The organism is Campylobacter concisus (genome assembly GCF_002912425.1).
Classification (GTDB): domain Bacteria; phylum Campylobacterota; class Campylobacteria; order Campylobacterales; family Campylobacteraceae; genus Campylobacter_A; species Campylobacter_A concisus_AH.
Window position 1 is genome coordinate 1 of sequence record NZ_POYR01000106.1, and the last position, 12,565, is coordinate 12,565.

A 12,565-nucleotide genomic window follows, 5' to 3' on the forward strand; every position below is an offset into this window, starting at 1 on the left:
TCTCTAAGCTGGGGGGGGCAGAATAACACTTATATTTTTTTAAGGAGAAAAAATGAGTATTTATCCGTTTAAAAGTGGCTATGAGATGCTTTACAACAACGGTGGATTTGAAATTGTCTTTGGATTAAGTGAGGATTGTGGTGACATGCGCATTGGTATGAGATGGACCACTACTACATCAAGTGAAAGTGGCTATCCAGTAGGTAAAAATGGAGAGCCTAGGTACTTTATACTCTCACAAGACCTTGATATAACTTTTTTAGCTACTCTTTTGGGCGGCGGAAAAGAAAATGACAAAAAAATAGTTAAAGCCATAAAAACTCTTATTATACAAGGAGAGAAAAAATGAAATTTTTTATCACTCTTTGTGTCCTTTTTGGTTTTTGCATGTCAGCTTTTGGAGAAGAGGCATTTATACTAAGGCTAAATGGAAGCAAATCTTCTTTTACTATTACCTCCAAAGTAGATTATTTAAGAATAGATAACTTTATAGTAAATAGGGGAAGATGCGAAACCACTTGGTTTACAACAAACTATATAGGCGAAAAACCTGTAGAATTTTATGTATATAGTAACAATAATGGATTAATAATCAATAAAAAATCCGATAGATTAAACAAATTTACATTTGATATATTTGGCCATTTTACAGCAAGTGTAAGTCTTGGCTTTGGAGAAACCCATAGATTTTCTGCTGATTGCAATGCTATAGAGATAGTAGTAGTGACAAATTTTGGCAACTTTACATATAAGGATGTAGTATGAAAAAAATTATTTTGTTTATTTGTATATTTTTATCATCCATAAGTGCATCTGAAAATGCACCTTTTGAAGCAAAACTGCTATTAGAAATAAAAAATATTAGTTATCCTATAAATTTAGATGATGCATATGTAAAGATAATATCCAAGGTGGACGATCTTGTAATCAATAAGTTTTCGCTAAAAGAGTTGTTTAAAAATAAAGGGTACCGGCCAAGACTACAAGCCATATGGCAAGTTACTGTAGATAATCGTGTCTTTAATGTAACACTTGAAGAAGAATCCCGCCATAGAGATATAGAATACTTTATACATGAAGAATTTTCCAAAAATAAAGGAGAATTTGATTTAGAAAAATACAAAGACTTAAAGTCATTTACTAAAAAATATGGCAAAGATGCTGTTAGCGTAAAACTATCGAAAGGAGAAGAAAAGATATTTAAAATACATTCTTACGATTTTCCTAGCAATGGTGCTGTAAAAACAACGATCTCAACAAACTATGGAGACTTTGACATAGACGTAGATAATCTACCTTTTGATGCTCCTTGGGCGATAGATATTGTGCCTAAAGATGAAGACTAAGCCATTTTTGGGTAGCCAAATTTTGGCTACCCAATTTAGCCTTTTACGTGCACTGAAAATTTGCTCCGACAACCTCGCATTCATCACAAATTTGCATATAAATAGTGCCCTCACCGTCTATCAAAGCACCAAAAGGAATTTGCGCTAGATATCTCATCGTTTTACCACATTTTGGGCAGGCTAGATACTCGCTATCTTGCTGCCACTGCGGATATCCACCAAGCAAAATTTCACCATCTATCATAGCCGCATAGTGCATACAGACCTCGTTTGCTAGCTCAAATTTTTGCCCGTCAAGCGTTGCCACAGCCTCTCTTACATAGTCTTCGCTCTCGCCCTCTCCAACGGTGTCAGTTTGCACGTTATTGCCGTCATTTTGGCAAAAGTACTGCACAAAGCCAACGCATGTCGGACAAAATTTAAGCACAGCGTCGTTTTTAAGCTCTAGCCCAAATCGCTTTAGACTCTCTTTTTTAATGGTGAGTTCTATCATCTCGCCGCTACAAAATTTACACTTTTCATCATTTGCTGCTTTAAATTTAACGCTTGCGTCTGCGCTTTGACTTGGCTGGCAGGTAAAGCACTTATCAAAAACTAGGCTTCTTCTCTTGCCACTGCTATCAAAGCTCCAGCCAGCAGTCTGCGAGTATCCATCAGTGTCGGCATAAAGCTTCGTCTTCCAAGGCTTTGGCGCACCATAAAGCTTAAAAAATAGCTCCCTTACTACCTCATCGCCCTGCCAGGCAAGTGCCGAGAGGATGTGATTTAGCTTGACTATATTTTCTTCGTTTGAGAGCCTGCTTATAAGCTCATCTCTGATCTTTGTTGAAGCCTTTTTGTAAATTTCAGGTGGATAGTACTCGCCGTTTTTTGTCAGCTCATTAATGATCTGCTCATCGCAAATGTCATGCAGATAAAAAATATATGTGAGGTCGCTGTAAATTTCATCAAATTTATCTAGCTCGTCAATGTGAGCGAGGATATTTTTCTGCCTCTTTTTGATCTCGTCCTCGCTTAGGCCCTCGTAAAATTCCAGCTTCTCTTTTTGCCTGCACCAGTAGCAGATCCCGTCAAAGTAAATCGTCCTTTGCTTGCACTTAGGACAAAGATGTGGCTCGCCCATTTTTGCTCCAAATTTAAATTTCGCTACTCAAAAAGCCCTTTTTCGATGTCGATCTTGACGTTAAAGGTCTCAAAACACTTCGCACTTGCGATCCTGCCCTTTGCGGTGCGCTCAATAAAGCCATTTGCAAGCAGATATGGCTCTATGACGTCCTCAACCGTGCCCTCGTCCTCACTAAGTGCCGCTGCGATCGTGCTAAGCCCCATAGGACGGCGCCTTGCTTGCATTAAAATTTCTAAATACCTAATATCCATCTCATCAAATCCAAGCGAATTTACACCAAGCGCATTAAGCCCCTCTTTTGCGCGCTCGTGACTGATGATTTGCTCGTCATTTACCTCGGCAAAGTCGCGAATTCGCTTTAATAGTCTAAGAGCGATCCTTGGCGTGGCACGTGAGCGTTTGGCAATCTCTAAAGAGGCGTTTTTATCGCACTCTTTGCCAAGCTTGGCAGAGGCGATCTGCACGATACGGCTTAGCTCGCTGCTTGTGTAAAACTGCAGCCTAAAGTCCATCCCAAAGCGGTCTCTTAAAGGTGCTGAGATCATTCCAGCACGTGTCGTTGCGCCTATTAGCGTAAATTTTGGCAGGTCTATCTTGATGGTCTGAGCAGCCGGCCCTGAGCCTATGATGATATCAAGCCTAAAGTCCTCCATCGCAGGGTAGAGCACCTCTTCGATAGCTGGGCTTAGGCGGTGGATCTCGTCGATAAAAAGCACGTCGCCCTCTTGTAAATTTGTAAGGATCGCTGCTAGATCGCCACTCTTTTCTATCATCGGCGCTGCAGTCATTTTGATACTCACGCCCATTTCGTTTGCGATGATGTGAGCAAGGGTCGTCTTACCAAGCCCTGGAGGGCCGTAAAATAGCACGTGATCTAGGCACTCGTTTCGCTTTTTGGCTGCTTTTATAAAGACGTCTAAATTTTGTTTTATCTTTTCTTGACCGATGTAGTCTTCAAATTTTGTCGGTCTAAGCGAGACTTCAAAGTCATTTTCAAAGCTTACTTTTTCGATTTCAACGATTCTATCCAAAGTTTTTCCTTCTAAATTTAAGGCTTCATTTTACGCTTTTATGCTTAATCTAAGCTCGTTTAAATTTATAGTAAAAGGTGCTGCCTTCATTATAAACGCTATCGACGCCGTATAAAATGTCATGCTTTTGGCAAATTTCGCTGACGATATTTAGCCCAAGGCCAAAGCCGCCTTGGATTTCATCCTCTCTGACGTAGCGCTTCCAGACCCTTTTGACGTCCTTTATCCCCTTGCCAAAGTCCTGCACGCTAAGATTGATGCGATCTGCTTCAAGCTCTAAATTTACTATTATCTCGCTCTCTTTTGGGCTGTATTTTATAGCATTTGTGATGGTGTTATCGATGATGCGCTGAGCTTCGACCTTGCTTAGCATAGTAAATGCCTCGCTTGCTAAATTTGTCTTTACCACGATATGCTTGACATCAGCCACGCTTGAGAGAAATTTCACTCGCTCTTTAACATATTCGCCTAAATTTAGCCTCTCAAGTGGAAATTTGATGTAGCCTCGTTTTATGAAGTACTCGACATCTTCGTAGGTTATTTGCATCTGTTTTAGAGCGTTTTTAATGCGGGTTATATACTTGTTTTCAAGTCCAAGCATCTCAAGGTTCATGCCAGCTACGCCAAGTGGGGTCTTTAACTCGTGCATGGCGTCATTAAAGAAGTTGTTCATATATTTTTGAAAATCTTTGTAAGGCTTTACACTGCTTAGATATAAAAAATAGACGATAAAAAGCACCGCCACAAGGATGACAAGCAGCATGATAGCCGTTAAAAAGATATTCTTTTTATTATCAAGCTCCTTTTCTACGACGATGTAGTAAGGGGTCTTATCTTTTATAAAAAAGCTCTTGTAAAAGAGATATCCGCCCTCTTCTAGCGTTACAAATTTAAAGCTACTTGGCTCTTTGCTAAGTGTTGAGATAACTGGTTTAAAATTTACGTCGTAGATCGCAAATTTATACTTTAATGAGCTAGCTATATTTTCGTTTTTTAGAAATGAATTTTTGATGATGGTTTCATGCTTCATAGCGCCAAAGAGAGCCTTTGAGCTGCTATTTTTCTGACTTAAATTTAAGATCACAAAGCTTTGAAAGCAAAAGAGCGACATTATGACAAATGTCGCTATGATCTGGATCTTAAAGCTCTTGTGCATCTATCTTGTAGCCTATGCGCCTCTTTGAGATGATGAAGTTATTGTTTGTCTTGTTTCTTATCTTTAAAACGTGCATCCTTATATCAGCGCCCTCGATCTCTTTGTCGTTCCAGACAAGATCTCTAAGCTCCTCCATGCTGACGTAAGAATTTAGATGCGAGACCAAACACTCGACCAAAGCGACCTCTTTTGCGCTAAGATCAACCATCTTGCCATCTTTAAGTAGCACACGTTTATTTAGGTTGAAGCTAAACTCGTCATTTATCTTTACTATGTTCTTATCGTCAGTGCCATAGTACTTTCTCATAAGCTCAGCAACTCTAAATTTAAGCTCAGCTAGCTCAAATGGCTTTTTTAGATACTCATTACAGCCAAGCTCGTAGCCAATCGCCATATCATCTATATCAACCAAAGATGTCGTTATCATGATAGGAGCGTTTGGATTTAGACTTCTTATATATTTGATGACTTCGTGACCATTTACTCCAGGCACTTTTATGTCAAGTATAAAAAGGTGATAGAAATTTTTCTCTATCAAGTCGCAAGCCTCTTGACCGTCGCTCACCGCTGTAACTTCATAACCAAGCGTCTGCAAAAACTCACAGACGCTCTCTTGAAACCCCAAATCATCTTCTAAAAGCAAAATCTTCAAAATGCTCTCCTAAAAAACAAACTTTAATAAGATTTTTATCTATTGTAATACTTAATAGGTAAATTTCAAATTAAAATTCTTTTTTAAGTATTAAATAAAAATTTGTCCTGCATAGACTATGTAATATCTTAGCAAAAAGACACCGCAAATGACTAAAACAGCGTTTAACACGGCAAATTCGCGTTTGAAATCATGCACCTTTAAAACGCTTAAGTCTAAAATGATAGGCACAGCCATACCAAGACCTATGACGCCGATATAAAACATCAGCCCAAGAGAATTTGCACTAAGTGCGTTTGCTACGGCATCTGCACCACTTGCACTTGCACCTTTTACAACCATAAAAAGAGCAACTATTAGCAAAAGCTCGACTATTATCGCTAAAAAGTCAAATTTTAATAAAAAGTGTGCAGTTTGGTTTTGCACTCTCTTTTCATCTTTTAGCACGCCAAGAAGCAATGTAAAAGCACCAGCACAGCTTAAGCCAGAGACTAAGAACAGTAGTGGCAAAACTGGCGTGTTCCAAAGAGCGATCTTGTGAGCTGCGCTTAGTAAAAAGCCCGTATATGCGCCAACGCCGATGCCTAAGATGAAAAGTAAAACTCCAAGCAAACCTGAAAGCTTGCTAGCTAAATTTGTAAGCGCGTCAAAAAGTGAAATTTTAAGCATTGCTATCTCATTTTTAAACGCACCAATCGCGTATATAACACTAAGAGGCGTATAAACTAGAAGCAGCGCAACGCCTATTGACATAACTGAGTCAAAGTTGTAAAGCAAGAGTATCCAGTAAAAGCTAAGCGGTTTGCCAAGATCAAGCACCAAAAGAGCAAGTCCAAGGATGATCGCCACTGGAGCGATAAGAGCGGCTGCTTTAAAGTAGTAGTTATCCTTGCCAAATTTGTTTGAGATGAGCACAGCAACGATGCTAGCACCTGCACTAAGTCCTGCTAAAAATAGATAAAAAGCTATCGGCCAGCCCCAGTAAATTTCTGTGTATTGAGCTAGGCTTCCTGACATGTTATTCATGGTGTGCTCCTTTTGTATTTGCGATCATCGCAAGTGAAGGTTTTGTGTTTAACTCCGCTTTTGGCAAGTAGTATTTGCTCTCTTTTAGTTTCTTTGAAATTTTAGAGTTTTCATCATTTACGTCGCCAAAAGTTAGTGCATTTGTAGGGCAGACGCTAACACAAGCTGGGTCTTTGCCCTCTTCTAGCCTGCTCTCATAGCAAAATGTGCATTTGCCTATCTCGCCATCTGGCAAGACATAGCGAGCGTCGTATGGACAGGCTAGGATGCAGTACTTGCAGCTAACGCAAATTCTATGATCAAGCAGCGTCACGCCATCAGCCGTTTTAAAGCTAGCTCCAGTTGGGCAAACCTCAACACAAGGTGCATCTTCGCACATAACACAGCTTTGACGTAAAAAGTCAGTCTTTAAATTTGGAAATGTCCCACTCATCTTTGCATGCACCTGCAAGCGGTAAAGTCCCCTTGGCACGTTGTTTGCACTTCTGCAAGCTACCGAGCAGCCTTGACAGCCGATGCATAAATTTTCATCATGTATCATCATATATTTTTTCATTTTCTATCCTTACGCTTTACTTATGCTAACGCCAACGTTTGTGACCATAGTTGCAGCTACTGGGCCCTCTGCTGGGTCAAGAAGCACGCTCGTGTTAAGCCCTACGTGATCTATGCTCTTAAGGCCTGGTGTGATGTGTCCAAAGCCGTGATAAACAAAGAGTGTATCCTCTCTAATGCCTTCAGTTACCATAAGCTTGCCCTTTTGCTCGCCAAATTTGTTTTTGACAAGGACTGTGTCGCCATCTTTTAAATTTTTCTTTTTCGCTGTATTTGGATGTATCCAGATCGGACTATCACTCATAAGGTCATTTAGATAAGGAACGGCTTGTGTGTGTCCGTTAGTATGGATAGGTGTCTTGCCGCAAGTTAGGCATAGATCGTGTCCGTCAAATGTGTCCATATCTTTGTCATTTAGCGCGCCATATCCTGCAAACTGCGCCTCGACATCAGGCAAAAATAGCTCTATCTTGCCGCTTTTTGTTTTAAGCTTAGCCATATCGTCCATTAGTCCATTTTCTCCTGTAAATTTAGCAGCGACTGGATATTTAGCGACAAATTTATCGATCATGCCTTTTTCTCTAAAACAAAATTCCCGGCTCATCCCACGTGATAAAGCCATCTTTTTCTAGTGCGGCAAGTAAATTTACATCTCCACCAGCTTGCTGCATCCTAAACTCACGTATGTCGTTCCAAGTGTAAAGCTCATCTATATTCATGCGGCGAGCTAGCTCTCTAAAGATAAACGCCCCATCCTTCGTGTCGCCAACTGGATCAACGACTTTATTTCTTATCATATAAGCTGGCTTTAGTCCCGACTTATCCTCGATACCTTCGTCGCGCTCTAGGTAGCTGCTCTCAGGCAAGATAACGTCCGCAAATGTCGCCATATCATTTAGATAAACGTCACTTACTACGATAAGATCAAGCTTTTTCATAGCCTCGATACTCTTCATCGTTCCAGCCACGTTTATAAGGTGGTTAAATCTTATATTGAACCAGCCCTTTATCTCGTATGGTTTAGAGCTTAAGATCGCTTCATTGATATCCATCAAAACGCCATGTTTTCTGCTTACAAATTTATGCACTCCAGCGTCGCCTGCGAAGTCTAGTCTGGTAACTTTTGGCACTTTAAATTTATCATCTGGGTTTTTAAGAACTGGAAATTTATCCTCACCAACTAGCTTGTTAAAGGTTTTAGCATTTTTGCCACCAAAAAGACCACCTTTGACCTCCCAGTTGCCCATCATAGCATTTGCAACCATGATGGCTTTTGTCCTCATGTATTCAGCTCTTGTCGTGGTGTTATTATGTCCAAAATCAAAAATAACTCTTGGAGCAGCCTTGTAAATTTCATCAGCGATGCGTCTGACATCACTTGCTTTTATGCCAGTGATTGTCTCTTGCCACTCAGGTGTTTTGCCCTCGACGCTCTTTACGATCTCATCAAAGCCAGTTGTAAATTTCTCAATAAATTCTTTATCGTAAGTGCCATTTTGTATCCAAGTGTTGATAAGTGCTAGCACAAAGGCGAGGTCAGTGCCAGGTTTAACTGGTAGCCACTCATCGGCCTTTGAAGCTACAACGCTAAATCTTGGCTCAAGTACAAGTAGCTTTGTATCCTTGCTGGCTGCAAATTTAGCAAGCTTTTTAGCATCAGCTATGACGATGCCCTCAAAGAGGTTGTGGCCAAAATTTACAACGTATTTTGCATTTGCAAAGTCTCTTTTTAGCTTAGCGATACCATACATCTGCTCACAAACCATTTGATAGGTGATCGGACAGCATGAAAAGTGTGAAAAGCAGTTTGGCGAGCCATAAGCTGAGGCAAAATTTACCATCAGCTTGTGCGTTTGCGAGCTTTTACAGGTAAAGACAAAGCTTTCAGGACCATACTTTTGCTTGATATCAAGCATCTTTGAAGCGACATAGTCAAGCGCCTCGTCCCAGCTAACCTCACGCCATTTATTCTCACCTCTCTCACCAGCTCTGATTAATGGCTTTTTGATCCTATTTTCATCATAAAGCTGACTTAAGCCTGAGCCACCCCTTGCACAAAGAGAGGTTGCTGTGCCACCAGCTTTTGGATTGCCACTTAAAAAGCGAACTTTACCATCAACGACTTTTGCTTCGATAGGACACCTTGAAGAGCACATCTCACAAAAGCTATGAACGTGCTTTTCGCCTCCATTTGTAGCACCTTGCAAAGCACCACCTGATAGAGATGATGCAGCCGCGCTAACTCCTGCACTGAATTTTAAAAATTCTCTTCTATTTAAGCTCATCTTTCTCCCTTTAAAAGAAATTTTACTTTTGTTATTTTATTATTTAAAGTTAAAACTAAAATTAAATTTTATTTAATAATTTTTTTTAATTTTAATTTTTAATGATATGTGAGATTAAATATCAAAATAGAGCAAATTTTAAAAATGATAAATTAAGAAGGATTAAATTCTAGTGCGATTTTTGTGTGATTTGTAAAAATAAAAAATTTAAAATTTAAAAAGAGATATTATTTAAGAATTTGATATAAAAATTTAAAATTTAAAGTGTGTTAAAAAAGCCGAGAGAGATCTCGGCCTAAGTTTTATATAAGAACTGGAGCTACTATAAATCCAAGGATAACTGATAATGCAACCATTATAGTTCCTGGGATGAAGAATGAGTGGTTAAATACAAATTTACCAACTCTTGTAGTTCCTGTATCGTCCATCGCTATCGCACCTAGTGTTGTAGGATATGTTGGCAATACAAATAGACCAGAAACTGCAGCAAATGAAGCTACAAGTATCCAAATTTGACCTGAATTTTCAGGGCTAGTCATACCAAGAGCAGCAGCAACAGCAGGCATCATAACCTTTGTTGTAGCAGCTTGTGAGTATAGCAAGCAGCTTAAGAAATAAAGCGCAACAGCTAGGATAAATGGATACTGAGTAACGAAGTCTTTTGCAGCCTCTTTGATAGCATCAAGGTGTCCATTAACAAATGTAGTACCAAGCCATGCGATACCAACAACGCAGATGCACGCATTCATACCGCTTTGGAAAGTGCTAGTTGATAGAAGTTTGCCTGTCTCAACTTTGCAAGCTACTGCTATCGTAAAGCCGATAGTTAGCATGAAGCTAATGATAGCTGCATCTCTTGAAAGGATAGGTTTTTCTACAAGACCTAAGCTCTTTGAGATATATAGCGCATAGCAAACAACAATCAAAACACCAACTGCAAAGATAGCAACTGATCTTTTTGCGTATGGTTTTGGCTCGTGATACTCGACATCCTTAACCTCTGCAACCAAACCTTTTGCAAGTCTATCTTGATAGATAGGATCTTTTGAAAGGTCAAGATCGTAAAATTTATTGATAATAAACGCAGTGATAATCATCGCTACAAATGTAGTTGATATACAAATAAATAACAACACTGGATAGCTAACACCCAGCTTCTCACATAGACCACTCATAGCAACAAATGCAGCTGAGATAGGGCTCGCAGTGATCGCTACTTGAGAAGAGACAACTGAAAGCGCAAGTGGAGCTGAAGGTTTGATGTTTTGAGTTTTTGCAACCTCAACGATAACAGGGATCATAGAAAACGCAGTGTGTCCAGTTCCTGCAAGGATAGTTAAAAAGTAAGTAACTATCGGAGCAAGAAAGTTGATTTGTTTTGGGTTCTTGCGTAAAATTTTTGTTGCTACTTGAACTAAATAGTCAAGTCCGCCAGCAACTTGCAAAGCTGTGATCGCTGAGATAACTGAAGCGATGATCAAGATAACATCCATAGGGATATCTTTCATATCGACTTTCATACCAAGTAAAGCAAGTATCACAACGCCTAGACCACCTGCGTAGCCAACGCCCATACCACCTAGTTTGACACCAAGATAGATGCCGCCAAATAGGACTATAATCTGTAAGATCAGCATTATATCCATCGAAAACTCCTTTATTAAATTTTATTACTAAAATCACCACTTAAGCGTGTCAGAATTTTGGCACGCTTTTAATAATACTTTGCTTAAAATTTTACTTAACCATGCTCGGATTTAGCATATTTTTAGGCTCTAAAATCTTATCGATCTCTTCTTTGCTTAGATAGCCTCTCTCTAGGCAGATATCGCCAACTGCTTTGCCTGTTTGAAGGGCTTCTTTAGCGATACTTGCTGATTTTTCGTAACCGATATATGGGTTAAACGCTGTTACGATACCAACTGAGCCAAGAACTGATTTTAAGCAAGCCTCAGGATTTGCTGTAAGTTTTTTGATAGCTTTTTGGGCTAGTGTTTTCATAGCATTTTCAAGGATAAATATAGAGTTAAATAGTGCATAAGCGATGCCTGGCTCAAACGCATTTAGCTCAAATTCGCCTCTTTCAGAGCAAAGCATGATAGTCACATCGTTGCCGATAACCTCATAGCAAGCTTCACCTACAACCTCAGCAATAACTGGATTTACCTTACCTGGCATGATTGAGCTGCCTGGTTGCATTTGAGGTAAATTTATCTCGCCAAGACCGCATCTTGGACCTGAGTTCATTAGTCTTAAGTCATTTGCTATTTTAGAAAGTCTAACAGCAGCTGTTTTAAGCGCGCCACTTACGTGAACGAAGTCCGCAGTGTCTTGTGTAGCAGCGATGAAGTCATCAGCTTTTTTGAAATCAACGCCAGTGATCTCTTTTAGTTTTTTAACAACTACATTTTTATACTCTGGGTGGCAGTTGATACCTGTACCAATCGCAGTTGCACCCATATTTAGGTATGTCATAGCTTCGCGTGCAGCTGTGATCTTTTCGATATCACTTTTGATGTAGCTTGCAAATGCGTTAAATGTGTTGCCAAGTGTTGTAGGGACAGCATCTTCAAGCTCTGTTCTACCCATTTTGATGATATCTTTAAATTCTTTTGCTTTTTTCTCAAGCTCATCTTTTAGTAAATTCATAGCAGCAAGCAAGTCAGTAAGTTTTGCATAAGTTGCTACTTTAATAGAGCTTGGATAAGTATCATTTGTGCTTTGTCCAAGGTTTGTGTGGTCATTTGGATGGATGTATTGATACTCGCCTTTTTTGTGACCGAGGCTCTCAAGTGCGATGTTTGTGATAACCTCGTTTGAGTTCATATTTGTGCTTGTTCCTGCGCCACCTTGAACCATATCAACGACAAATTGATCTAAAAACTCGCCAGCTATTACTCTATCAGCAGCTTTTGCCAAAGCATCAGCTATCTTTGGATCTAAAACACCAACCTCTTTATTTGCAAGTGCAGCAGCTTTTTTGATCTGTGCAAATGCCTTTACAAAGTATGGATACTCTTTTAATGTTCTACCACTCATGTGAAAATTCTCAGTAGCCCTAAATGTTTGGATGCCATAGTAAAAATTGTCAGAAATTTCCAACTCGCCAATAAAATCATGTTCTTTTCTGGTTGCCATAACAGCTTCTCCTTAGTAAAAATTTGTTACCGAGTGAAATTATATAGGTATTTGAGATTTTAAATATTAATGACTACTTATTTTTTTTAAGTTTTAAGCTTTTGACTTGATATGGCGCTCTTTGAAAGAAAATTATATTTCATATTTAAGCTAATTTTTAGGAATTTACTTGTCTAAATTGTTATATTACTAATAATATCACTTTTTTATTATATAAAAAGGGTCAAATCAGCTCAGATTTGTCCTACAC

Annotated in this window: 11 protein-coding genes and 1 pseudogene; 3 read left to right on the forward strand and 9 right to left on the reverse strand. The window is 39.3% G+C overall.

Going from position 1 to position 12,565, the window contains the following annotated elements:
• Positions 1–52 precede the first annotated feature (52 nt).
• The 3 genes from CYP84_RS05350 to CYP84_RS05360 are packed head-to-tail and all read left to right on the forward strand — an operon-like array spanning position 53 to position 1,346.
• Positions 53–349 carry a hypothetical protein gene (locus CYP84_RS05350; RefSeq protein WP_103636904.1) on the forward strand — a complete coding sequence of 99 codons (297 nt, stop codon included), beginning with the start codon at positions 53–55 and terminating at the stop codon, positions 347–349.
• Entirely contained in the window at positions 346–765 is a 420-nt protein-coding gene (locus CYP84_RS05355; RefSeq protein WP_103636905.1) for a hypothetical protein, read from the forward strand. Before CYP84_RS05350 ends, CYP84_RS05355 begins: the two co-directional genes overlap by 4 nt.
• Positions 762–1,346, forward strand: coding sequence for a hypothetical protein (locus tag CYP84_RS05360; RefSeq protein WP_103636906.1), 585 nt, complete (start codon positions 762–764; stop codon positions 1,344–1,346). The genes CYP84_RS05355 and CYP84_RS05360 overlap by 4 nt, the downstream gene beginning before the upstream one ends.
• A gap of 43 nt (positions 1,347–1,389) precedes the next feature.
• On the opposite strand, the gene CYP84_RS05365 is transcribed toward CYP84_RS05360, so the two are convergent.
• The 9 genes and pseudogenes from CYP84_RS05365 to CYP84_RS05405 all read right to left on the reverse strand — a co-directional run bounded on the left by CYP84_RS05365 (position 1,390) and on the right by CYP84_RS05405 (position 12,315).
• Positions 1,390–2,469 (reverse strand): cytochrome C, encoded by a 1,080-nt coding sequence (locus CYP84_RS05365; RefSeq protein WP_103636907.1) that lies wholly within the window; start codon positions 2,467–2,469, stop codon positions 1,390–1,392.
• A 23-nt stretch (positions 2,470–2,492) separates the two neighbouring features.
• Entirely contained in the window at positions 2,493–3,503 is a 1,011-nt protein-coding gene (gene ruvB / locus CYP84_RS05370; protein WP_021090089.1) for a Holliday junction branch migration DNA helicase RuvB, read from the reverse strand.
• Positions 3,504–3,552: 49 nt separating this feature from the next.
• Complete coding sequence (locus CYP84_RS05375; RefSeq protein ID WP_103636908.1) at positions 3,553–4,659, reverse strand: sensor histidine kinase; 1,107 nt, start codon at positions 4,657–4,659, stop codon at positions 3,553–3,555.
• On the reverse strand, positions 4,643–5,311 hold the full coding sequence (locus CYP84_RS05380; RefSeq protein ID WP_009294240.1) for a response regulator transcription factor: 669 nt from the start codon (positions 5,309–5,311) through the stop codon (positions 4,643–4,645). Before CYP84_RS05380 ends, CYP84_RS05375 begins: the two co-directional genes overlap by 17 nt.
• Before the next feature lie 90 nt (positions 5,312–5,401).
• Positions 5,402–6,337: an NrfD/PsrC family molybdoenzyme membrane anchor subunit gene (gene nrfD / locus CYP84_RS05385; protein ID WP_103636909.1), complete on the reverse strand. Its 936-nt coding sequence runs from the start codon at positions 6,335–6,337 to the stop codon at positions 5,402–5,404.
• Positions 6,330–6,893, reverse strand: coding sequence for a 4Fe-4S dicluster domain-containing protein (locus CYP84_RS05390; RefSeq protein WP_009294242.1), 564 nt, complete (start codon positions 6,891–6,893; stop codon positions 6,330–6,332). Before CYP84_RS05390 ends, nrfD begins: the two co-directional genes overlap by 8 nt.
• A gap of 9 nt (positions 6,894–6,902) precedes the next feature.
• Positions 6,903–9,177: pseudogene (gene phsA / locus CYP84_RS05395) on the reverse strand (thiosulfate reductase PhsA).
• Positions 9,178–9,479: 302 nt separating this feature from the next.
• A complete protein-coding gene (locus CYP84_RS05400) occupies positions 9,480–10,823 on the reverse strand; it encodes an anaerobic C4-dicarboxylate transporter (RefSeq protein ID WP_004317491.1) in 1,344 nt (447 codons plus the stop codon).
• 91 nt (positions 10,824–10,914) lie between these two features.
• Entirely contained in the window at positions 10,915–12,315 is a 1,401-nt protein-coding gene (locus CYP84_RS05405) for an aspartate ammonia-lyase (protein ID WP_103636910.1), read from the reverse strand.
• Between the last annotated feature and the right edge of the window lie 250 nt (positions 12,316–12,565).

What these genes read in the sequence shown, in the direction of transcription:
- CYP84_RS05350 (WP_103636904.1), top strand. Translation starts at nt 53, where the DNA reads ATGAGTATTTATCCGTTTAAAAGTGGCTATGAGATGCTTTACAACAAC.
- CYP84_RS05355 (WP_103636905.1), top strand. Translation starts at nt 346, where the DNA reads ATGAAATTTTTTATCACTCTTTGTGTCCTTTTTGGTTTTTGCATGTCA.
- CYP84_RS05360 (WP_103636906.1), top strand. Translation starts at nt 762, where the DNA reads ATGAAAAAAATTATTTTGTTTATTTGTATATTTTTATCATCCATAAGT.
- CYP84_RS05365 (WP_103636907.1), bottom strand. Translation starts at nt 2,469, where the DNA reads ATGGGCGAGCCACATCTTTGTCCTAAGTGCAAGCAAAGGACGATTTAC.
- CYP84_RS05375 (WP_103636908.1), bottom strand. Translation starts at nt 4,659, where the DNA reads ATGCACAAGAGCTTTAAGATCCAGATCATAGCGACATTTGTCATAATG.
- nrfD (WP_103636909.1), bottom strand. Translation starts at nt 6,337, where the DNA reads ATGAATAACATGTCAGGAAGCCTAGCTCAATACACAGAAATTTACTGG.
- CYP84_RS05390 (WP_009294242.1), bottom strand. Translation starts at nt 6,893, where the DNA reads ATGAAAAAATATATGATGATACATGATGAAAATTTATGCATCGGCTGT.
- CYP84_RS05400 (WP_004317491.1), bottom strand. Translation starts at nt 10,823, where the DNA reads ATGGATATAATGCTGATCTTACAGATTATAGTCCTATTTGGCGGCATC.
- CYP84_RS05405 (WP_103636910.1), bottom strand. Translation starts at nt 12,315, where the DNA reads ATGGCAACCAGAAAAGAACATGATTTTATTGGCGAGTTGGAAATTTCT.